Source organism: Paenibacillus sp. UNC496MF (assembly GCF_900113915.1).
Classification (GTDB): domain Bacteria; phylum Bacillota; class Bacilli; order Paenibacillales; family Paenibacillaceae; genus Paenibacillus_Z; species Paenibacillus_Z artemisiicola.
Genome location: NZ_FORE01000010.1, coordinates 1 through 21,531 on the forward strand (window position 1 = coordinate 1; position 21,531 = coordinate 21,531).

Consider the following 21,531-nt stretch of genomic DNA (forward strand, 5'->3'; position numbering starts at 1 on the left):
AACGACTCCTTTCCTCACTAGTATATCATTTTCGATTATGGGCTAAAAACAAGGCTGCCGGGACACCGATGACGTTCGGCTCGAACGAAAATCCGAGTCTCGTCTAGTACGCCTGTGTTTATGATCCTCGAACTTTGTTCCAACAAAGAAATTACCTCATACGGGTGCCTTTGATTTTGCTTTATAGCTGATGGGGAACCGTACCACAAGTAACGGCGAAAATAGTTGCAGGAAGAGCATGGCGGCATATGTGCTTTAGCTAAACGCTGCAAGTTATAGGAGAACGTATCCCAGCTCGAATGCCTGGGACGTTCTTCATTTTTTTGGAAAACTGGCCCTTGCAGGATTCGTTTTGTTCGTTTCCGTTGTCACAAATCAGAGCCTTATATTGTTTTAAGTGCAAGACGTAAAAGGAGCTGAGGAAGGATGAACGACTTGACAAAAATAAACATAGGAACGGAAAGTAACAAACAAGAAATTTTAAAAGCTTACCAGTTCAGACATGCTTGTAGGGTGTTTGACACCAACAAAAAGATTTCGGATGAAGATTCGGCAAGCACGAGACGAATGGCCGCAAGCTGCTGAGCCGGGCAAGAAACAAGATGGAAATATCTGAGGAGGAGCCGGTCGCGGCTGAAGCGGTCGATTTAGATTGGGCTAGCAGGTTCCTCGCATCCCTCGAGCAAGGGAACGTCGAACATATGCTGTCTCTGCTGACCGAAGACGTCATGTTCGTCGCTGACGGAGGCGGAAAAGCAATTGCGGCCATGCGTCCGATACATATGCGTGATCACGTGACACATTTCCTGCTCGATGGGTTCAAGAAAACGGTTCAGGGAGATCTTCGTTTCGAGGCTACCCTTATGACCGGGATATTTCGCTGAAAGAACTAGCTGCAGTGGCGAGCGTAAGCCAGACCCATCTGGTAAGAATGTTTAAACAGTCGACGGGACTGAGCCCGTACCAATACTTTATTCGCCTCAGGATCGAGAAAGCCAAGATGCTCCTTACAAGTCGCGGATATACGATTGGAGAAATCGCCGCGATCCTCGGTTTTACCGACCAAAGTCATATGAATCGTCAGTTTAAGCGAATCACGGGATTAGCGCCCAAGGAATACATGATGTCGACTTGATAGAGAGGAGCCAACCACACTTTGTTGTGGTTTTTTTTATGAAGGGCAGATCGTACAAAAAGGTGTTCGCATTTTACAAGACGGCTAATCGAACGGAATCAAAACTCATAAGTAAGCCATGCTGAAGGCTTGCCATACGATTTTTAATGGGAGTGTTGCAGACATGTCGATTTTGTCGTAGTGGGTTCGTCGCTTTAGTAGAAGCTCAAATAACGATGATGGAAAGGATGTTGGATATGACAGCACAACTTAACGCTTACATTCAATCGGAGGACGCGAGCGTGCAAGCGGGGTTCTATGCGCAAGCATTGGGTGGGGAAATCCTCTCGAAGATGACTTACGGGGATATCCCCGGAACGCCGGAAGCGAACAAAGATAAAGTGATGCATATGGTACTGTCCGTAGCAGGCGGGAACCTCTTGTTCCTTGCCGACTCCCCGTTCGAACGGACTCATGGAGGCCGGGTTATTTCGCTGTCGCTTACCTTCAGCGATGAAGCGGAAGCGCGCCAATCCTTCGAGAAGCTTGCTCAGGACGGTCCGTAAAGTATCCTTTTGAATTGCAGCCGTGGGGAGCCTATTACGGTGAGATCGAAGACAAGTTCGGCGTCTATTGGATGATTGTGAAGCAGGGATAAGGCGCATGAAAGGAAACAAGATGTCCTGCGGCATGTGGTCAACCACGGGACATATCGCCGGGGCAAAGTGACTGCTATGCTGATGCAACACGGGTCTGCCGGCGTCCCGACCAATTGGATTTCTAGGAGCTTGTCGCGCCGCGACCGCTCCTTTCGCATTTTTCGCCGTTAGCCCCGTTAAGCTGAGCCTTATCATAAGTGACGGCGAAAAATTTATGTTATCATTCTTAAATGCAACGCATTCATGCGAAATCCTTTACGCTTACCATTTCAAATGCTGGTATGGTAGACTGAAATGCGAGGAGTCGACATTCGCTCCCTCCTCTTTTTTCCGAACAGTGATTGGTGGAATAAAGGCAGCAGGCGAAAGGAAAGCAACCATGGGCAGAAAGCAATCCTATACGGAGTCGGAACTACTGGATCTTACAAAAAGGTTAGTCCTTGAGCATGGGTATGACGGGTTCCATCTCAAGCTGCTTTCGCAGCATCTACCCGGTGCCAGAAGTACGATATATCAGTATTATGCCAATAAGGAAGAAATTGTGGCTGCCTGCATGAAGCGCGTGATCACGAGCGTCATCGGGAAAGCCTCGGCAATCGATGAGACCGACGCCATGCAAGCCCTTCAGGAGCTGCTTGGCATTTATGTCGAAGAGTCCGAGCTTCATCAGCTCTTAGGCGATGCCCATAAAATCAATACAAACAATTCTACGGCGGCTGGTCGGGATCTTGAGGTTGTGGAACAAGCCCATGTAACGCTAAAAGTGCAGCTATCCCGTCTCTTCCAACGAGCGCAACAAGAGAAGAATCTCAGAGAAGACATCCCGCTCCCCGTACTGATCGGTGGCTTTTTCAACCTCATTAACACGCCGAACATGATGAACGTCCCTACGCCGGAATGGGGCAAGCTATTGTTTCAACTGTGGCTGGGAGGAGCACGACGCTAGAAGGGCTTTCTTCTAATTTGACACATGTGTCGGATATATAGTTTAATAGATGGAGAAGGAACGTGCATCGCCTATAACAAAAATGACACAGGTGTCATAAATAAAAAACAAGGAGTGGGAAGGCGTGTTTTTAGCATTGAAGGAATTGATCCATAGCAAAATGAAATTTTTGATGATCGTCATTATCTTTGTCTTGGTTGCTTGGTTAGTATTCATCCTATCGGGACTCGGGAATGGTTTATCGACGCTTGCGGCTTCGGCTTTCCAAAACATGAGAGCCGATTATGTCGTTTTTGAACAAGGGTCGCAGTCGACCATGGGAAAATCCCTGTTATCCGACGAATTGGCGGCGCAAGCCGAGAAGTTGCCTCATGTAACAGCCGCATCCCCAATGGGAAGCACAATGGCCACCGCTCTGAAAGGAAATAGCACAAAGAACGAGGACAAGATCGATATCGCGATCTTAGGGATTCTTCCCGGCAGCTTCCTAGAGCCGGCCGTAATCGAAGGTACAGGACTATCCGCGGAGAATCCGACAGGCGTCATGGTGAACAAGACGATGAAGGATGACGGCTTTAAGCTGGGGGATACGTTTCAACTAGACGGTTCGACACAAGCGTTGACGATTACCGGATTCGTCGATAACCAGACCTACAACCACCTCCCGGCCGTATTCGTTCCGCTGTCCGAATGGCGAAAAATTACGTTTGCCGCGCCGGGATCCGATAAGGGCGTTGCGGGTCCGGTTAACGCGATCATGCTGCAAGGCAAGCATATCGATCCTGCTTTCATTAGCAGCAAGCTCTCCAATACCGATACCGTCACGCGCTCGGCGGCGATTCACGGCATGCCGGGGTATAAGGAAGAGAACGGCTCCATTATGATGATGCTGGGCTTCTTGCTTGCGATATCCGCATTCGTGCTCGGTGTGTTCTTCTATGTCATTACGATGCAGAAGACCAATCAATTCGGCATCATGAAAGCAATCGGCGCAAGAAACGTTTTTCTCGGCAAGGCCATTGTTTCGCAGGTCGTTGTTCTATCGCTAGCGAGCATTGTGGTTGCCGTTCTGCTCACTTATGGGACTGCGGCAATCATGCCGAAAGGGATGCCATTCAAATTGGAGACGAACCTCGTTATCGAGTATTCGGTTATCCTGCTCGTGATCGCGGTGCTCAGTTCACTGGTTTCGGTTCGAAAAATAACGAAGATTGATCCGCTGAAGGCGCTGGGGAGGGTCGAATAATGACAACATCAGGACTGCAAATCAGTAACGTGTCGAAATATTACGGCGAGGGCAGCAACGCGGTATCCGCGCTCGAACGCGTATCGATATCGGTGGCGCCCGGGGAGCTAGTCGCCGTCGTCGGGCCTTCCGGATCGGGCAAGAGCACGTTTCTATCGATTGCGGGCGCGCTGCTCAAAGCCTCGGAAGGGGAAGTCAACTTGAATGGGCATCTTCTTTCCAAGCTTTCCGATAAAGCACTTTCCCGCGTCAGATTGAAGGAAATCGGCTTTATCATGCAATCGTCTAATCTGGTCCCCTATTTGAACGTCCTTGACCAATTGCGCTTAGTCAAGAAGATGTCGGGCAAGGTCAGCCTCGAGGATCGGGCGTTCGCCGTTCAGTTGCTCGAGGAATTGGGATTGGGTTCGAAGCTGAAGAGCTTCCCGGAGGAGCTGTCAGGCGGAGAGAAACAGCGTACGGCTATCGCGCGAGCTTTAGTAAACAATCCCAACGTGATTTTGGCGGATGAGCCGACGGCAAGTCTGGATACCAAGCGTGCCCATGAAGTGGTCAGTCTGATTGCCAATGAAGTGAAATCGCGTCGGAAAGCAGCTATTATGGTCACGCATGATGAACGCATGCTCGACTATTGCGATCACGTATATCGGATGGAAGATGGCAGATTGTCGCTTGCCCAACCGACAAGATTAGTTTAGATAGGCTATGGTTTCTAAGAAGATCCGGGCGCCCCGTCAGGCGCCTTTTTTCAGTTGGTAGATTGATACGGTGAACCTTAAGAATTCGCTGTATCTTCCTTATGGTCGGTAGCGAGTGAGGGTCAATTGCTTGTTCCCAGCGCAACCAGTCGCTCCTGCAATCCTTCTACGACTTCCTTCGGTATTGATCTAACCTTGATATCCCCGCCTAAGAAAAGCAGCCAATCGGTGATTTCGGCCAACTCATCCGGATGATGAACATGGATGAACGTCTTTAAGATCGCCGTGGTTTGATAAGGATTCGTGTATGAAATGGTGATTTTTAACGGATGGTACTTCTTGAACTGGGCGATCGCCTTGGGACCGAGCTCGAGGACCAGGTTGATGGCTTCTTCCTGCTTGCCGAGGTGTTCTACGATCTTCTTCTTGCTTATTCTTTTTTTCCCGGAGTATGGTTTGACGTCGGCGAGATGATCGACGGGGATAATCCGCCTCTTATTCTCCTCGAGGTCGAAGCCTTCGATTTGCCAAGCGCTTTTCTCGCGATAGAGGCGCAGGAGATAGATGGCATACGGCGTTGTTATTCTTCCTTCTTCGACGGATACCGCTAAGTAGCAGTCTTTCAGAAGAATCCGGATGAGTTGCTCCAGCATGGGATGGGGCAGATCGGATAGATCAAGCAGGTCGGGATTGTGGGGGTTGGTGCCTTCGAAGAGCAGGATTTGATTTAGCAGTACAAGGTCGTCTTGCTGGTTTTGAGAGAGGAGGCCGAGCAATTTTTCCGCTAAGGAGTGGCGGCTCTTGAGATAAGGGAGCTGCAGATTGCGCGTGGCCATGAACGCGATAAAAAGCGCTTTAATCTCATTATCGGTAAAGCGGACCGTGGGCAGGACGGAGTTGTTCATCACAAAGTAGCCCCCGTCCCGCCCGACTTCGGCGACGAGCGGCATTCCCATCGCTTCGATTTCCCTGATATCCCGAATCGCCGTCGAACGGGAGATGTTGAATTCCCGCATAATTTCCGAGATGGTAAAATGGGCGCGGTTGTTGATGTACCGCATGAGGATGTTAATCCGTTCTACTTTTTTCATCGGGCCCTCTAAACAGGTTCAAATTTTGACATGATTAATGGTTATTATAAACTCATCAAGCGGAAAAACAAAGGATCAAAGGAGGAATTGGAATGAGTACGATTACCGGCAATGAAACGAGCGTGAAGGTGGAATCCCGCTTTACGGGAAGGACGGCCGCTTATTGGACCGTCACCGTCATTCTCGCATGCTCGATTGCGTTAAGCGGGATCGGGCAATTACTGCGATATGGCGGCAATGTCGATCTGGTGACCGCCATTGGCTTCCCGTTATATATCACGAACATTCTCGGAACGTGGAAATTGCTTGGCGTTCTTGCGATCGTCCTGCCAGGCTTCCCCCGGCTCAAGGAATGGGCATACAGCGGTATCTTTTTTCTCATGACGGGCGCGGCCTTATCCCATGCGTTCGCCCATGATTACGGCGATGGCGGTTTCCATGTTCTTCTTCCGCTGTTCTATGCCGCGCTTGGCATTGCCTCTTGGGCGCTGCGTCCGAAAAGCCGCAGACTAGTCGGCAACCGCTAAACAGTATCGCATTGTGACATGGTTTAAGGTTACGATAAACCTATCAAGCGGATAAACAAACCGATTCGACTATTCAAAAGAGGAGCTGGAATCATGGCCACGTATGCTTTTGAGGAAAAAGACGGTTTTATCGTTCTCGGTATCGGAACGGAGTTGAAGAGCGATTACACGGATTATGCCGGCATGACTATGGAGAAGGAAAACTTTTGGCGGACCGTGGAGCAGGACGGAAGGCTTGACGCGTTAAAGGCGATTGCCGCGAACGACTTCATGTTTGCCGTGAACGAAGCGGTCAATCACAAAATGATGTATTACGCTGGCGTGATGACGGATTCATCGGTACCGGAAGAACACCGGGTGATCCAATTCCCGAAGGGACAATACCTTGTCGTTAAAGGCGAAGGGAAGTCGGCTGACGAGTTGAGCGCGATGCTTACCGGCATTGCCTTCGGTCAAGTCTTGCCGGCAGCCGATCATTACGCCTATGTTGGCGGGCCTAATGCAACGGTTGAGATGGGGCGGCGGGACGGCTTCGTCTATGGGGAGATGTGGGTTCCGGTCGTGAAGAAGTAATCGAAATCAAGAAGGAGGCATGAAAATGTCCACGATCGTTGATTTTAAGCATGTGTCTGCGGCGGGTCTGGAAACCTCGCCGGTAGCCGAAGCGCTAGCCGGTATGCGTGCGAATGAGGCGCGTTACTTCATGAACAAATACAAGCACGCATTTACGGTCGTACCGGCCGCCGAAAGCCGGGAGACGCTTGATTACGTGGAACGGGTTTTGAAAGAAGAACGCGGCATCGCGTTTGCGGCCCAACCGCTGGAAACCTCGCGTTTTCAAGTCGAAAATATCAGCTGGGCCTTCGTCTTCTATGAGGACGGTCTGGCGGTCAACGTCCTGTATACGGTGGATGATCCCAAGAAGCGGGCCGTAGGGTTCAAGCTGTCCGAGGGGATGGAAGTGCCGAAGGAGCTGGAAGAGAAGAAGTTTAAATTCGCAAGACAGAAGTCCAAACTGGCCGGGACCATTCGAGGTTCGTTCTTCGTCATTAAAGGAGAGTATTGAAGCAATCAAGCCATCGCGACTAAGAATGACCCCGCCGCAAGCAACATTTACAAAATTAATCATGACGCTTGGCGGCCATAGAGCCGCCATTTTTTTCGCCGATAGACCTATTAAGGGGAGACGGATCATTGTGTTAAAGAGTGCGCCGACCACATAGACAGGAATATCGCTCGCGTATACACTGGGTGTAAAATCATGATACGAAAGAGACGATTTCCGCGCAAGGCGCTAGATTTGACGTTATTTTTGAAGCCGTCAATAAGAGCGCGTTTGCCGGCTGCACGAAATCGCTAACCCGTAATGGCGTCTATATCAACGTCACGGAACCTATTTCGAGTCCGTGCATGGCGTGGATCCGGATGGCGACGGGAGGGAAGTTGATCTTCTCGCAAAATTCGCCCGATACGGCCGAAGCGTTAAGTCGATGCGGAACAATTAATAAAATTTAGCCTTGCTTGTAGAAATCGCCATACCTGAACCGACATCATAACGAATCCCAAATCCAATGATGAAAGAGGAGGCGTTTTGCATGAGTTACACGTTGATGTTTTTCGAGAGCCAGGAGGATTTTGCCGCACGAACGGACCCGACGCGGCAGCAGGAGTATTTGGCCGGCTGGACGCACTACGTGCATGCGTTGCGGGAGGCTGGAATCGCGGTGTTCGGGACGGGGCTCCACGCGCCGGAGACGGCGGCCACGATGAAGCGCCGCGGCGGCGAGCTGGCGGTGCAGGACGGTCCGTTTCCCGAGACGAAGGAGCAGCTCGGCGGGATCTTCGTGATCGATGTGCCGGACCTGGACACCGCCCTCGCGTGGGCGGCCAGAGGGCCAGTGGCGACGGTCGAGGTTCGGCAGAACCTTCCCGCGTTGTAGTCCTTCGATGAGCGCGCATCAGGTCATTGAAGCAACGGCACGGGAGGCCTATGGGCGGCTGTTCGCTTATCTCGCCGTGAATTGGCGGGATCTGCAGGCGGTGGAGGATGCCCTCGGCGATGCGTTTGTCGCGGCGCTGGAGGCGTGGCCCCGGATCGGCGTGCCCGATAAGCCGGAGGCTTGGCTCATGACGGCCGCCCGCCGGCGGCTGATCGACCGTGCCCGGCATGCCCGCATCGCGGAGAACGCGCTGCCGACGCTCCATGCGCTGTCCGAGGACGCGCGGCGCCTGACGGCTTCGACCGACGCGTTCCCGGACGAACGGCTGCGGATGATGTTTCTCTGTACGCATCCGGCCATCGATCCCGTAATGCGGACGCCGCTGATGCTGCAAACCGTGCTCGGCCTCGATGCAGCTCGCATTGCGTCTGCCTTCGTCGTCAAGCCTTCGACCATGGGCCAGCGGCTGACGCGGGCAAAGGCCCACATTCGCGCCGAACGCCTCACGTTCGAAATGCCGGATGCCGCAGAAATCCCGGAGCGTCTCGATGCCGTGCTGGAGACGATCTACGCGGCTTACGGGAGCGGGTGGGACGAGGCCGCCATGGCCGGCTCGTCCGGCCGGCGATTGGCGGAGGAAGCGATCCATCTGGCCAGGCTGCTCGTCCGATTCACGCCGAACGAACCGGAGGCGTGCGGTCTGCTCGCCCTCATGCTGCACTGCGAGGCGCGCCGCGAAGCGCGGCAGGATGAAGGGGGGAATTACATCCCCCTCTCCGAGCAAGCCTGCTCGCGATGGGACCAACGCCTTATCTTGGAGGCGGAGCGGTATCTGCATACCGCCTCGCAAGCCGGCCGGATCGGCCGCTTTCAGCTCCTGGCCGCGATTCAATCGGTGCATGCGCAGCGGCTGCGGACGGGGCGCATCGAGTGGGAGGCGATCGCGCAGCTCTACGAGGGCCTCGTGCGGCTGCACCCTACGCTTGGCGCCTTGGTCGGCCGGGCCGCGGCGGTCGCGGAAGCTTACGGCACGGAGCGCGGCGTGGCCTTGCTGGGCGCCGTGCCGGCCGCGGATGTTGCGGCCTACCAGCCCTATTGGGCGCTCGCCGGCCATTTGTACAAGCGCATGGATCGCCGAGAAGAAGCCCGATCGGCGTATAGCCGGGCGATCGGGCTCAGCACGGATGCGGCCGTGCGGCAGTTTCTAAGCCGTCAAGCCGCCGAGATTTAACGAGGTTGGCTATATGCGGCTAACGGCAGCCACGATACGACGATCCCGAAAGGCACCTTGTTAAGGTGCCTTTTTCGTGTTTCGTGGAAGGAAGCCAAGCCCGCCGGTCGAATAGTAATAAGAATAAGAAGAAAGCGTTATCATGGAGAGCGAACAGGCCTTTTCAAGCAAAGGAGATGAGCGTGTGCCGAACAAAAAGACGAACCCTGCGGATGTGATCGGTTATTGCTGCCTGCGGTTCCCGGTGACGGATTTGAAGACGTCCGTCGCGTTTTACGGCGAGGTGCTGGGCTATGACTTGGTATCGGCGGACTATGCGTTCGGCGAAGCGCATATTGCCCTGAAGAACGGCAGCGGACCGAGTATTTTCCTGATGGAAACCAAGCCGGAAGCGATCGCGCCGCTGCGGTTTGAATTTCCGCGGCCCTTCTGGGTCACGAACGGCCAGAGACAGGTGACGATGATCGAGCTGTTGACGAACGATTTGCTGGCGCTGCATGAACGGGTTCAACAGGCCGGCGCCCGGATCGATGCGGAGCCTGCCTTTACGGAGGAGTTCGGGTATTTCACGTTCTATGATCCGGACGGGCATTTTTTTCGGGCAGTGGAAGAGCGAGGCGAATAACGCCAATGCTGCGCAAACAGTCGCGGCTAATGGCGGACCGTAATAATCACGTTCCCCTTCTTGCGCTCGGTCTCCACGTACCTGTGCGCTTCCGGCAGGAGCTCCAGCGGGTAACGGCGATCGATCACGGCCTTCAGCGTTCCGTGCTTCGCGAGCTCCATGAGAAACGCCAAGTTCGCTTGGCTTTGCATTAGACCGGCCGTTGCGAAGACGGCCCTTTTGCCGTTCGTCAGGGACGTACGCATCATCTGCAGCAGGATGGACAAGCTCGGCACGGTGGTCAGATAGCGACCCTTGGCCGTAAGCGCGCGCTTGCAGGCCGGGAAGGAGCGTTTGCCCACGGCGTCTAATATGACGTCATAGGCGGCATGCGCCTGCGTGAAGTCCTCCCGGGTATAGTCCACGACGTCGTCCGCGCCTGCTTGGCGGACCAACGCCTCGTTGGCGGCCGAGCAGACGCCGGTGACTTCCGCGCCGTAGTACTTGGCTAATTGCACGGCGTAGATGCCGACGGCTCCGGAGGCGCCGTTGATCAGCACGCGCTGGCCTTTCCGCAATTTGGCCTTGTCTCGCAGAAACGTCAATGCGGTCGCGCCCCCGTCGCAGATGGCCACGGCTTCCTCATGCGCGACGTTGTCCGGTATGCGCGCGAGGGGGCTGTCTTCGGGCAAACATTTATAGTCGGCGTACGCGCCGAAGGTTGTGGGACTGAGCCCGAGCACGCGGTCCCCCGGTTTGAAGCGCGTGACCTCCTTGCCGACCGCTTCGACCACGCCGGCCAATTCGGTGCCGCCGATGCCGAATCTCGGTCTGGATAGCCCGTAAAGCCACTTGATCATCACGGGGTCGCCCTTGCGAAACGCGCAGTCCGACGGTCCGGCCTTCGAGGCGTGAATTCGAATGAGCACGTCCGTGCGACCGGGCGACGGCGTCGCGACTTCCTGCAGGGCGAGCACGTCCGGCGCGCCATATGCGCGTTGAACCATGGCTTTCATGCGTTTCCCTCCGGCATTTGTTATTGTTTTACGGCAGCGGACGTTTACAGGAGACGCCCTCTTGTTGGAAAATGGATAGAGAACGAACGGACGAAGAGGAGATGGAGCGATGCGGGACCTCTTATATGCGTACTTGTCGAAATGGACTTCTCTTCAGGAGGACGAACAACGGGCCATCGTGAACCAGATTCGCATCGAGGCATTCAAGAAGGGCACCGTGCTGATCAGGCAGGGAGAGGAGCCGGCCTATTGTTATTTCATCCTGAAGGGCTGCGTTCGGGAGTACGCGATCGACGAAGCGGGGAATGAAGTCACGTCGAACTTCTACACCGAAGAGCAGGCCATCGCGATCTTCAATCATCATAAGTCGGACAAGTCGTCTCCCTATACCTTCATTTGCGCGGAAGATTCGGCCATGGTCGTCGGCGACCTGGACACGGAGCAGGACATGTACGACAAGCATCCCCAGCTGGAAACGATGACGCGCCGGATGATCGAAGCGAACTTCGGTCAGGTCCGGGAGGAATTCGCGGCGTTCCTCGCTTCGTCGCCCGAAGAACGCTTCCGGACGCTGCTCCGGAGACGGCCGTCGCTCCTCGACCGCGTCCCCCAGCATCAATTGGCCAGCTATCTCGGCATGACGCCGGAGTCGCTGAGCCGCATCAAGAAGCGAGTCGGCCAAGGCCCGGCTGATCCGAGGACCTGATTGTTGGCCTATACGATGAAAAACCCTTGCGGAAGGTGAAGTACTGGTTACAGTCTAACGAGGGAAAGGTTCGCGCGCATTGACTTACGTCAAGAGACGAGCGCGAACGTTAGCCGAAGGATCATTTCGCATTCGAGGAGGCAGCCGCCATGCCGACGACGGAGGACCGCATCACGATCGTACCCGCGAACGAGGCGTCTTGGGAGGACTTGGAGCAGGTGCTGGGACCGGTGAAATGCCATTCGGACCGGTGCTATTGCCAGCGGCACAAGATTTTAAGCGCGGAGTGGCGCCGGATCGAGGACGACGAACGCGCCTTCCTGCTGCGCGCGCAGACCAACTGCGGCAGCCCGGAGGCGGACACGACCAGCGGCCTGGTCGCGTACCTGGACGATGAACCCGTCGGCTGGGCCGCGATCGAGCCGCGCGCGGTCTTCGCTAATCTGCTGAGGAGCCGCATCCTCTGGGCGGGGCGGGACGAGGACAAGCAGGACGAAGGCGTCTGGGCCGTCACCTGCTTCATCGTGCGCAAGGGCTATCGCCGGCGCGGCATCATGCACGCGCTCACGCAAGCGGCGGCGGACTTCGCCCGGCAGCGGGGCGCCCGCGCCCTCGAAGGGTATCCCATGAGCACCGTGCCCGGCAAGGAGATTACGTGGGGCGAGCTCCACGTCGGCAGCCGAAACGCTTTCGCCGCGGCCGGCTTCCGCGAGGTGACCCATCCGACGCTTCGGCGATTCGTGATGCGGGTGGATTTTGAATAGCGGCTAAGCTAGGAGCGCGTATGACTCGGCGGCTACTGGAAATGGCAAATTTCTTCCTTTGGAAAGGGATTTCACCCGCCAGCGCCGAAATAGGTGTCGAATCTTGGTGTTCGTCTCTATCAGTCTAGGCGAACGCCGGTTGGGCATAATGAGAGAGTAGGAGGGATGGCAATGGCGTATACCGTTGATTTCAAAACCGTGTCCACGGTCGGGCTGGAGTCCTCGCCGGTGGCGGAGGCGCTGGCCGGCTTGCGCGCGAACGAGGCCCGTTATTTCATGAACAAATACAAGCACGAATTCACGGTGGTGCCCGCGAGCGAGAGCCGGGACACCCTGGATTACGTGAACCGCGTGCTGCAGGAGCGCGATATCGCGTTTGCGGCCAAGCCGCTGGAGACGTCGCGGTTTCAAGTGGAAAATATCAAGTTCGCTTACGTCTTCTACGAGGACGGGCTGTCGGTCAATGTCATGTACACGGTGGACGACGCGAAGAAGCGGGCCGTCGGGTTCAAGCTTTCCGAGGGCATGGACGTGCCGAAGGAGCTCGAAGGAAAATTCAAATTCGCGACGCAGAAGTCCAAGCTGGCCGGCACCATTCGGGGTTCGTACTTCGTCGTCAAAGGCGAATACTAAGCCTCCGAGCCTGAACGCGCAAGCCGCATGCACGTCATGTACAAGCCTCTATTCCTACACCGGAGTAGAGGCTTTGTTCGTGAGGACTCCGACGCCTCGGTCAGCCGGAACAAGCCGCGCTTGCGATACGAAGGCGAGCGGATTCGCGATCGGGGGCGAAAAAGCGGTACAATACAAGGGACACGCCATTCCCGAGCGGATGGCCGCCGAAAGCAGGAAACGCAGCCTCAGCGAAACCGGCAATACCAGCGAAACCAGCGAAGGAGATTTTCAAAATGAACCACATCCAGGACAACCATTTCATGTTAAGCGAAGACGTCGCCTACGAGCAGACGATGTTCGGCGCGCTCGGCATGCGGATTACCGAATGCACGGGGGACCGCGTCGTGGCGACGATGCCCGTCGGTCCGGCGACCCGCCAATACTTCGGCGCGCTGCACGGCGGCGCGTCCGTGGCGCTGGCCGAGACGGTCGCGAGCGTGGGCACCTACCAGCTCATCGATAAGGAGAACCAACTGGCCGTCGGCATGGAGATCAACGCGAACCATATCCGCTCGAAGCGGGACGGCATCGTGACCGCCGTGGCGACGCCGCTGCACAAGGGGCGGACGACGATGGTCTGGGACATCAAGATTTCGGACGAGGACGACCGGCTGATCTGCGTCTCCCGCTGCACCGTCGGCATCATTCCGAGAGTGCGCTAGCGGGACCGTAAACGCCCTGGAAGGCCGATAAAGGCCGATTAAGCCCGCGGAAGCGATAATAGCCGAAAACCGATAAAAGCTCCCTCAAGCGAGGGAGCTTTTGCTTTTCTACTATGAATCGGGGGGCTGTCAAGCCTCTCGGTGCATCCGGCACAGGAACCTGCGCCGTTATTCGATCGAGCCTTTCAAAGCTTGATACATATTGGCCGTGTGCTGGTCGACCTCGTCCCGCGGCATGCGCAGGCGAGCGACGGAGGAACCGTAGCCGATCTCCGGCTTGCCCTCCTCCAGGCCCTTGAAGATCCCGTCCGCGAACGAATCGAGCGGTTCGCCATGGACATGCAGTCCCGACCCGCCGAGATCCGTATTGACGGCCGGAGGCGCCACCTCGATGACCTCGACGGACGTCTCCGCGAGCTGATGCCGCAGGCTCACGGTGAAGGAGTGCAGCGCCGCCTTGGTGGCGGAATAGATCGGCGCGATCGCGAGCGGGGTAAACGCCAGCCCCGACGTCACGTTAAGGATCGCCGCCGATTCTTTCGCGGCGAAGTGCGGCGCGAACAGCATGGCGAGATGGATCGGCGCTTCGAGGTTGGTGGCGATCTCGCCGGCGTAATGCGGCCAGTTGTCCTTGGCATCGGCTTTCAGCACGTGAAAGCGCTGCTGGATTCCGGCGTTGTTCACCAGGACGTTCACGTCCGGATAGTGCGTCGTGGCCCACTCGAACAAGGCCGCGCGCTCGGATTCGCCGTCCAGATTCGCCGCATGCGTCACGAGGCCGGGGACCTGCTCCTTCGCCTGTCGAAGGACGTGCTCGCGCCGGCCGGTCACGATGACCGTGTTTCCGGCTTTCACGAAGCGCTCCGCGAAGGCGAGACCGATGCCGGAACCTCCGCCTGTGATCAGGATCGTATTTCCCGTGAGTTTCATGGGCAGTTCCTCTTTTCTTTACGAATTTTGCTTGCGGACGCGCAAAGCAATGCAAGGCAAGCCGGCGCTCAGGGGCGAGGGCTCGTGCATGGATGCGAATACGGGGATGCTTGTCCCGCAGCGGCCCGCGATCTTCGGAAGCATCCTGTGCTCCGCCGCAGGAAACGCATCCTGCTGTTACCAATAGGATACGCCTTGCACCGTGGTTCAAGTCAACAAATTTTCGTTCGCTGCCGGAGCGAAGCGACCCGTCCCGCTCGGAGACGCCCTGTCCTTCTACCCTCATTCAGAGCCGTACCCCGTAAATTTATAGTCTATTAGTCCCTTATACCCCAAAAATCTAACGTTTGTTGACTGCATTCTCAAGTTTGTTGTCTAGAAGAGGGCATGCCATATTCTTTACAATTACATCAATCGGATACTGAATGCGCTTACTGAAAGCGCGTGCTGAAAGCGTGTACACCTATGAAACGCGAGCAAAAGCAAGGAGTGGGCGAATATGGACATGAAGACCGGGCGCAAGCGCGCGCGAACGCGCTGGCGCACACAAGATACCGAACTCACGCTGCTGGCCTTACCGACGACCGTCTGGTACATCTTGTTTTGTTTCCTGCCGATGTTCGGCCTCGTGATCGCCTTCAAGGATTTCAAGATCCGCGGGGGCTTCCTGAGCAACGTCATCCATAGCGATTGGACCGGGTTCAAGAACTTCGAATTCCTGTTCAAGTCGAACGACGCCTGGGTCGTCATTCGCAATACGCTGGGCTACAACCTGATCTTCATCGTGCTCGGCATCGCGGTGCCCGTCACGCTGGCGCTGATGATCGGCCAGCTGCACAGCGGCAAGGCCGGCAAGTTTTATCAGACGCTGATGTTCCTGCCGTACTTCCTCTCCTGGGTCGTGGTGTCCGCCATCGTGTGGGCGTTCCTGAGCTTCGACAAGGGAATCGCGAACCAGTTCCTGACCGGCCTGGGCAAGGACCCGGTCAACTGGTACATGGAACCGAGCTACTGGCCGTACTTCCTGGTGTTCATGAACGTCTGGAAGGGCCTCGGCTACGGCATGGTCGTCTACCTGGCGACGATCACCGGCATCGACAACACGTACTACGAAGCGGCCGTCATCGACGGCGCGTCCAAGTGGCAGCAGGCGCGGTTCATTACGCTGCCGCTCATGAAGCTCGTCATCGTGATGATGTTCATCCTCGCCGTCGGGCGCATCTTCTACACGGATTTCGGCTTGTTCTTCCAAGTGCCGCGGGACTCCAACTCGCTATTCAACGTGGCGACCACGGTCGACGTGCTGGTGTATAAGCAGCTGAAGACCGCGACGGTCGGCATGGCGTCCGCCTCCGCGTTCGTCCAATCCGTGCTGGGCTGCTTGACCATATTGCTGGCCAACTGGATCGTGCGTCGCGTCGACCGCGAGAGCGCCATGATGTAAAGGAGGATGCGGAACATGTCATCAAGCGCGAAATACGAGTCGGGTCTCGATGAGTTCAACCGAATCAAGCCCGGCACCAACCTGCTGTTCAACCTGATCTTCATCCTATTGGCGCTGCTCTGCCTCATCCCGGTCCTCGTGGTCCTGTCCATCTCGCTGAGCAGCGAGGATTCCATCCGGAATGGCGGCTATCATCTCTTCCCGACGTCGTTCTCGGGAGAGGCGTACCAATACATCATCAACCAAGGGACGATGATCATGAAGGCGCTCGGCGTCTCCGTGCTCGTGACCGGCGTCGGCACGCTGCTCGGCGTGATGCTGACGACGTCGATGGGGTACGTGCTGTCCCGGCCGAATTACAAGCTGAACGGGCTGCTGACCTGGATCGTCTTCATCCCGATGGTGTTCAACGGCGGCCTGGTGTCCAGCTACTACATCAACTCCAACCTGCTGGGCCTGAAGGATACGGTCTGGGCGCTGATCCTGCCCCTCGCCGTCTCGTCGTTCAACGTCATCATCTGCAAGACGTTCTTCCGCAGCACGATTCCGGACGCGCTGATCGAATCCGCCGAGATCGACGGCTCGAGCCAACTGCGCATCTTCTTCTCGATCGTGCTGCCGATCTCGCTGCCGGTCCTGGCGACCATCGGCCTGTTCCTCTGCTTCGCCTATTGGAACGACTGGTTCCAATCCATGCTGTACATCGACAATCAGAACCTGTACTCGCTGCAGGCGCTGCTGAACAGCCTGATGACCAACATCGACGCCTTGGCGAAGAACGCGTCCGTCATGGGCGTGAGCTACGCGGAACTGGTCGCCAAAATGCCGAAGGAATCCGCGCGGATGGCCGTGGCCATCGTCATCGTGGTGCCCGTGGCGATCGCGTACCCGTTCTTCCAGAAGTACTTTATCTCCGGTCTGACGATCGGCGCCGTGAAAGGCTGATTCCGAAATAAACCGGCTTCGTCCGGTTTATGATACCCGCCGCGCTTGCCGACGGCGGGAAGCAAGCCGAAGCATCCGCAGCACGATTTAAAGCAAGCACGATTCCAGGAAGCACGATCAAAGGGAGGAAAAACGGATATGAAACAGACAAAGAAAAAATTGCTGGCCGTCGGCGCCGCGGCGCTCTTGACGACCGCGCTCGCGGGCTGCGGCTCGAACGCCGACTCGGAGACGGGCAACAACGCGCCGGCTAACGCGAACACGCCTGCCAATACGTCGGCTAACGCGGATACGAACGCGAACAAGCCGGCATCGGGCGACATCCCGACGCTGGTCTGGTGGACGATCGGCGGTCAAATGCCGGCCAACTTCGACAAAGCCATCGCCGCGATGAACGAGTACACGGCCGAGAAAATCGGCGTGAAAATCGACATCAAAGTGGCAAGCTGGGGCGATTGGGACACGAAGATCAACACGGTCGTCAACACCGGCGAACCTTTCGACATCATGTTTACGAATAACAGCAAATACAGCCAGCAAGTGAACATGGGCGCGTTCGCCGACCTGACGGACCTCGTTCAGAAGGAAACGCCGGACCTGTACAACCTCATTCCGCAGAAGGTATGGGACGGCACGAAGATCGGCGGGAAAATCTATTCCGTGCCGACGTATAAGGACTCCTCGCTTACGCAATACTGGGTGTTCGACGACAAATACGTGCAGAAATACGGCATCGATACGGCGAACATCAAGACGCTGCAGGATCTCGACAAGCCGTTCCACGACATGAAGGCCGGCGAAGGCAAGAGCTTCTACCCGCTGCCGATGACGCAAGGCGGATTCAACGGCTTCTTCAACAGCTACGACGACATGACCCTCGGCCTGCCGCCGATCGGCGTGAAAGCCGACGACGCGTCCCGCAAAGTCGTATCCGTGCTGGAACAGCCGGACGTCATGGACGGCCTGAAGCTGCTGCATAAGTGGTACCAGGACGGCATCGTCAACCCGGACGCGCCGACCAAGACCGAAGCGGACAAAGGACCTGCGTTCTTCGCGGCCCAAGCGTTCCCTGGCGCGGAAACGACGTGGCAGATCAACGAAGGCGTAGCGAAGTACGACATGTTCCAAAACTTCGGCCCGATCTACACGACGAGCACCATCCAAGGTTCCTTGAACGCGATCTCGGCGACTTCGAAGTATAAGAGCGAAGCGCTGAAATACCTGCAATTGGTCAACACCGATCCGAAGCTGCGCAACATGCTGGCCTTCGGCGAGCCGGGCGTCGACTACAACAACGTGGACGGCGAGAAAGTCGTCGAGCGCACGACCGACACGTGGCCGCTGGCCGCCTACACGCAAGGCACGTTCTTCGACCTGGCCGTCACGAAAGGCGCGCCCGTCGATCAATGGGATCAAGTGAAGAAGCTGAACGAGCAAGCCACGTCCTCCTCGACCCTCGGCTTCGCGCTGGACATCAGCAAGCTGGGTACCGAAGTGGCCAACACCAAAGCGGTATGGGACAAATACAAATACGAACTGCTGACGGGCGCATCCGATCCGGAGAAAGTCATTCCGAAGATCGTCTCCGAGCTGAAAGCCGCCGGCATGGATACGGTCGCGAAGGCCGCCCAAGAGCAAATCGACGCGTACTTCAAATAAGCCAAGCGCGGAAAATCGTAAGCCAAGCGCGCAAATCGACACCCGGAAAACCCGAACGGCAAGCGGCCGTTCGGGTTTTTGCCACAAATTACGGGATTGCACTAGGGTAAGATGAAGTAATATGGTTAAAAAAAGCGGGGTGCGACAATAGCTTATTGCAAAGGAGACGCCGCATGCGTTCATTTCTGCAAATCAAGATCTATCGCGGCAAATTCATTGCATATGCGGTATTCGTGGTCTTCATCGGCCTGACGCTCGGCGCGCTCACCTGCGCGATCCTGCTGGATCAGTGGGTCGGCAATGCCCGCAACGAAGCCGCAGGTGCGTATACGCGGGTGGAAAGCGGCCTGCAGTACGACTCCGACCGCGTCGAGGCGTTCATGCAGCGGGTCTATTCCAACAGCGGGCTGGTGTCCGACATCCGCAGCTTCTTGGGCCATAGCGCGGAAGGATACCTGACGAGCAGGCTGGAGGGCAGCCATTACAATCGGCCGCTCGTGTCCTTCCCCGACGATATGAAAGCGTTCCTAAGCAACGGCGGCAAGGGCGACATCACGCAGATCAGCCTGCATACCGAGCGCGAGGGCAACGTGGTGAGCTTCGACAGCAACGGCAACACGAGCTTTCAATTCCGCCTGCCCAACACGGACGGCATGTTCGCGGAGACGATCCAAAAAGGCTTCATGTACCATAAAAAGTTTTCCGATCCGAATCAAATCTCCCGCCAGCTGGGGGAATTCCGGTTCCTGGTCAGCAGCGACCGGATATTCAAGGCGGCGCAGAACTACCGTCTGGATCAAGCGGGCGCGGTCAGCGCGTCCGGCGACGTGTACCTGATCGCCGGCAGCGGCAGCGAGACGAAGGCGCTCATTCGCCGGGCCGTCGCGGACGGACGGACGCACGGCTTCCTGTCGACGGGCTGGATCGACCGCGCGTACTTCGTCGCGTACCACTCCAACGAGTTCGATTACCGGTTCGTCAGCATCGTGGACCTGGCCGCGCTGATCCGGCAGAAGGCGAACGTGCTGCTCATCGTGTTCCTCGTCGTGCTGGCGGCGATGATCTGCGTCCTGCTGCTCATCGTGTACAACCTGCGCGAGGACGCGAACTTCCTGCGTCGGATCATCTCCTCCATCGGGCGCGCGAAGACGGCGGACTTCACGCCGGTCAGCCCGGCGCGTTACCGGCGCAACGAATACGGCATGATCGCGCGGGAGCTGGACGATATGATCCATCAGCTCGACCGGCATATCCGCACCAATTATTTGCTCAAACTAAAGCAGCAAGAGACCGAGATGAAAGCGCTTCAGCATCAGATCAATCCGCATTTTCTGTATAATACGCTCGAGGTGATCCGTTCCTCCGCGCTGGTGAACAGCGCCGACTACACCTCCGACGCCATCGCCACCTTAGGCGCGCTGTACCGCGACATCGTGAAGAACGACAACATGATTTCGCTCGGCAGCGAGCTGGACTTGCTTCAGAAGTACTTGAAGATCATGGAGTTCAAATATCCCGACCGGTTCTATTATCAGTTCCACGTGGAACAAACGCTGTTCGCGCTGCCCACCGTGAAGTTCTGGCTGCAGCCGCTCGCGGAGAACTTCTTCGTGCACGGCTTCAACCCGGGGAGCGAGTTCAACCTGCTGCTCGTGAACGGCTGGGAGGAAGAGGATCGCTTCGTGCTGGAGGTCGTGGACAACGGCAGCCGGATCTCCGACGCGCGCTTGACCGAGATTCGGAACAAGCTGACGAGCGGCGACGACGCCCCGGGGGACAGCATCGGGCTGCGCAACGTGTATACAAGGCTTCGCTTCTTCTACGGGCCGGGCTTCTCCATGACCATCGACAACAACGAAGAAGCGGGCGTTCGGATAGCCGTAATCCTAACCAAGGAGGCGATTAGAGATGTACAAGCTGCTGATCGTGGATGACGAGCCGCAAATATTGGAGGGCATGAAGCGGACGCTGGACTGGGCCAAGTACGGCTTCGGCCAGATCGAGACGAGCGAGACCTACGAGGGCGCGATCTCGAAGGCGGTGGAACTGCTGCCGGACCTCGCGATCTTCGACGTGTGCATCGGCAAGCAGCGCGGCTATGACGCGATCCACAAGCTGAACGAGCTGCGCCTGCCTTCGAAATACATCATCATGAGCGGCTACGGCGAGTTCCAGTACGCGCTGGAGGCGATCCGCTGCGGGGCCAAGGATTATCTGCTCAAGCCCGTCGACCGCTCGAAGCTGCAGCAGCTGGTCGAGAAGATCATCGTCGAGGATCTGAACGGCACGGTGGAGGGCGCGGAGCGGGACGACGTGGACACGGACCCCGTGCTCGGCGTGCGCTACGACAGCCTGTCCAAGCTGACCAACCGCATCCTGCTGATCGTCAAGGCGGAGTATGCCCAGAACCTGAGCTTGAAATCCGTCGCGGAACGGTTCCGCATGAACGGCACGTACTTGGGGCAGCTTTTCCTCAAAGAAACGAACAAGAAGTTCTCGGAATACCTGATGGCCTACCGAATGCTGCGCGCCCGGGAACGCATCCAATCCACGGACGAAAAAATCATGTCCGTCGCGCTGTCCGTCGGCTATCCGAACCTGAACTATTTCTATTCGCATTTCCATTCCTATTTCGGCAAATCGCCTTCGGATATGCGGAGAAAGGATTAACGCG

General features: G+C 56.5%; 26 protein-coding genes and 1 pseudogene. 23 read left to right on the plus strand and 4 right to left on the minus strand.

Annotated features, from left to right (window positions below; genetic code table 11):
* Positions 1-426 precede the first annotated feature (426 nt).
* The 8 genes and pseudogenes from BMZ79_RS34720 (at position 427) to BMZ79_RS17855 (ending at position 4,663) form a co-directional block, all read left to right on the plus strand.
* On the plus strand, positions 427-585 hold the full coding sequence (locus tag BMZ79_RS34720) for a nitroreductase family protein (RefSeq protein WP_218154730.1): 159 nt from the start codon (positions 427-429) through the stop codon (positions 583-585).
* A 17-nt stretch (positions 586-602) separates the two neighbouring features.
* On the plus strand, positions 603-884 hold the full coding sequence (locus BMZ79_RS17825) for a hypothetical protein (protein WP_090642186.1): 282 nt from the start codon (positions 603-605) through the stop codon (positions 882-884).
* 14 nt (positions 885-898) lie between these two features.
* Entirely contained in the window at positions 899-1,135 is a 237-nt protein-coding gene (locus tag BMZ79_RS17830) for a helix-turn-helix domain-containing protein (protein WP_256252817.1), read from the plus strand.
* 236 nt (positions 1,136-1,371) lie between these two features.
* A complete protein-coding gene (locus BMZ79_RS17835) occupies positions 1,372-1,680 on the plus strand; it encodes a VOC family protein (RefSeq protein WP_371263739.1) in 309 nt (102 codons plus the stop codon).
* A 114-nt stretch (positions 1,681-1,794) separates the two neighbouring features.
* Positions 1,795-1,944: pseudogene (locus BMZ79_RS17840) on the plus strand (DinB family protein); the annotation flags it as partial.
* Positions 1,945-2,152: 208 nt separating this feature from the next.
* On the plus strand, positions 2,153-2,719 hold the full coding sequence (locus BMZ79_RS17845; RefSeq protein ID WP_090642188.1) for a TetR/AcrR family transcriptional regulator: 567 nt from the start codon (positions 2,153-2,155) through the stop codon (positions 2,717-2,719).
* A gap of 124 nt (positions 2,720-2,843) precedes the next feature.
* Positions 2,844-3,965, plus strand: a complete 1,122-nt coding sequence (locus BMZ79_RS17850) for an ABC transporter permease (RefSeq protein WP_090642189.1) — start codon at positions 2,844-2,846, stop codon at positions 3,963-3,965.
* A complete protein-coding gene (locus BMZ79_RS17855; protein ID WP_090642190.1) occupies positions 3,965-4,663 on the plus strand; it encodes an ABC transporter ATP-binding protein in 699 nt (232 codons plus the stop codon). Before BMZ79_RS17850 ends, BMZ79_RS17855 begins: the two co-directional genes overlap by 1 nt.
* Positions 4,664-4,785: 122 nt before the next feature.
* On the opposite strand, the gene BMZ79_RS17860 is transcribed toward BMZ79_RS17855, so the two are convergent.
* On the minus strand, positions 4,786-5,754 hold the full coding sequence (locus BMZ79_RS17860; RefSeq protein ID WP_090642192.1) for a helix-turn-helix transcriptional regulator: 969 nt from the start codon (positions 5,752-5,754) through the stop codon (positions 4,786-4,788).
* Positions 5,755-5,846: 92 nt separating this feature from the next.
* Here BMZ79_RS17860 and BMZ79_RS17865 point away from each other — a divergent pair, with 92 nt between their 5' ends.
* The 6 genes from BMZ79_RS17865 (at position 5,847) to BMZ79_RS17890 (ending at position 10,077) form a co-directional block, all read left to right on the plus strand.
* Complete coding sequence (locus tag BMZ79_RS17865; protein ID WP_090642193.1) at positions 5,847-6,281, plus strand: DoxX family protein; 435 nt, start codon at positions 5,847-5,849, stop codon at positions 6,279-6,281.
* Positions 6,282-6,374: 93 nt separating this feature from the next.
* Positions 6,375-6,854 carry a GyrI-like domain-containing protein gene (locus BMZ79_RS17870; protein ID WP_090642195.1) on the plus strand — a complete coding sequence of 160 codons (480 nt, stop codon included), beginning with the start codon at positions 6,375-6,377 and terminating at the stop codon, positions 6,852-6,854.
* A 25-nt stretch (positions 6,855-6,879) separates the two neighbouring features.
* Positions 6,880-7,347: a phage tail protein gene (locus BMZ79_RS17875; RefSeq protein ID WP_090642196.1), complete on the plus strand. Its 468-nt coding sequence runs from the start codon at positions 6,880-6,882 to the stop codon at positions 7,345-7,347.
* Between the two features lie 529 nt (positions 7,348-7,876).
* Complete coding sequence (locus BMZ79_RS17880) at positions 7,877-8,221, plus strand: YciI family protein (protein ID WP_090642675.1); 345 nt, start codon at positions 7,877-7,879, stop codon at positions 8,219-8,221.
* Between the two features lie 7 nt (positions 8,222-8,228).
* Positions 8,229-9,452: an RNA polymerase sigma factor gene (locus tag BMZ79_RS17885; protein ID WP_090642198.1), complete on the plus strand. Its 1,224-nt coding sequence runs from the start codon at positions 8,229-8,231 to the stop codon at positions 9,450-9,452.
* A gap of 184 nt (positions 9,453-9,636) precedes the next feature.
* A complete protein-coding gene (locus tag BMZ79_RS17890) occupies positions 9,637-10,077 on the plus strand; it encodes a VOC family protein (protein WP_177222194.1) in 441 nt (146 codons plus the stop codon).
* Positions 10,078-10,103: 26 nt separating this feature from the next.
* On the opposite strand, the gene BMZ79_RS17895 is transcribed toward BMZ79_RS17890, so the two are convergent.
* The gene (locus tag BMZ79_RS17895) at positions 10,104-11,072 is read right to left on the minus strand and encodes an NAD(P)-dependent alcohol dehydrogenase (protein WP_090642200.1); all 969 of its coding nucleotides are present in this window, start codon (positions 11,070-11,072) and stop codon (positions 10,104-10,106) included.
* Between the two features lie 109 nt (positions 11,073-11,181).
* On the opposite strand from BMZ79_RS17895, the gene BMZ79_RS17900 reads away from it, so the two are divergent.
* The 3 genes from BMZ79_RS17900 to BMZ79_RS17910 all read left to right on the plus strand — a co-directional run bounded on the left by BMZ79_RS17900 (position 11,182) and on the right by BMZ79_RS17910 (position 13,175).
* Positions 11,182-11,778 carry a Crp/Fnr family transcriptional regulator gene (locus tag BMZ79_RS17900; RefSeq protein ID WP_090642202.1) on the plus strand — a complete coding sequence of 199 codons (597 nt, stop codon included), beginning with the start codon at positions 11,182-11,184 and terminating at the stop codon, positions 11,776-11,778.
* A 149-nt stretch (positions 11,779-11,927) separates the two neighbouring features.
* Positions 11,928-12,542, plus strand: a complete 615-nt coding sequence (locus tag BMZ79_RS17905; RefSeq protein WP_090642203.1) for a GNAT family N-acetyltransferase — start codon at positions 11,928-11,930, stop codon at positions 12,540-12,542.
* Between the two features lie 171 nt (positions 12,543-12,713).
* Positions 12,714-13,175: a phage tail protein gene (locus tag BMZ79_RS17910; RefSeq protein WP_090642205.1), complete on the plus strand. Its 462-nt coding sequence runs from the start codon at positions 12,714-12,716 to the stop codon at positions 13,173-13,175.
* A 100-nt stretch (positions 13,176-13,275) separates the two neighbouring features.
* Here BMZ79_RS17910 and BMZ79_RS34725 read toward each other — a convergent pair whose 3' ends face one another.
* Positions 13,276-13,461: a hypothetical protein gene (locus BMZ79_RS34725; protein ID WP_218154715.1), complete on the minus strand. Its 186-nt coding sequence runs from the start codon at positions 13,459-13,461 to the stop codon at positions 13,276-13,278.
* On the opposite strand from BMZ79_RS34725, the gene BMZ79_RS17915 reads away from it, so the two are divergent.
* Positions 13,451-13,879 carry a hotdog fold thioesterase gene (locus BMZ79_RS17915; RefSeq protein WP_256252818.1) on the plus strand — a complete coding sequence of 143 codons (429 nt, stop codon included), beginning with the start codon at positions 13,451-13,453 and terminating at the stop codon, positions 13,877-13,879. The genes BMZ79_RS34725 and BMZ79_RS17915 overlap by 11 nt on opposite strands.
* A 168-nt stretch (positions 13,880-14,047) precedes the next feature.
* On the opposite strand, the gene BMZ79_RS17920 is transcribed toward BMZ79_RS17915, so the two are convergent.
* Positions 14,048-14,809 (minus strand): SDR family oxidoreductase, encoded by a 762-nt coding sequence (locus BMZ79_RS17920; protein ID WP_090642206.1) that lies wholly within the window; start codon positions 14,807-14,809, stop codon positions 14,048-14,050.
* A 499-nt stretch (positions 14,810-15,308) separates the two neighbouring features.
* Here BMZ79_RS17920 and BMZ79_RS17925 point away from each other — a divergent pair, with 499 nt between their 5' ends.
* From BMZ79_RS17925 to BMZ79_RS17945, 5 genes are all read left to right on the plus strand, one after another.
* Positions 15,309-16,253 carry an ABC transporter permease gene (locus BMZ79_RS17925; RefSeq protein ID WP_090642208.1) on the plus strand — a complete coding sequence of 315 codons (945 nt, stop codon included), beginning with the start codon at positions 15,309-15,311 and terminating at the stop codon, positions 16,251-16,253.
* Positions 16,254-16,268: 15 nt separating this feature from the next.
* Entirely contained in the window at positions 16,269-17,198 is a 930-nt protein-coding gene (locus BMZ79_RS17930; RefSeq protein ID WP_090642209.1) for a carbohydrate ABC transporter permease, read from the plus strand.
* Between the two features lie 138 nt (positions 17,199-17,336).
* Entirely contained in the window at positions 17,337-18,857 is a 1,521-nt protein-coding gene (locus tag BMZ79_RS17935; RefSeq protein WP_090642211.1) for an ABC transporter substrate-binding protein, read from the plus strand.
* A 173-nt stretch (positions 18,858-19,030) separates the two neighbouring features.
* Entirely contained in the window at positions 19,031-20,791 is a 1,761-nt protein-coding gene (locus BMZ79_RS17940; protein WP_090642213.1) for a sensor histidine kinase, read from the plus strand.
* Positions 20,766-21,527, plus strand: coding sequence for a response regulator transcription factor (locus tag BMZ79_RS17945; protein WP_090642215.1), 762 nt, complete (start codon positions 20,766-20,768; stop codon positions 21,525-21,527). Before BMZ79_RS17940 ends, BMZ79_RS17945 begins: the two co-directional genes overlap by 26 nt.
* The last annotated feature ends 4 nt before the right edge of the window (positions 21,528-21,531 follow it).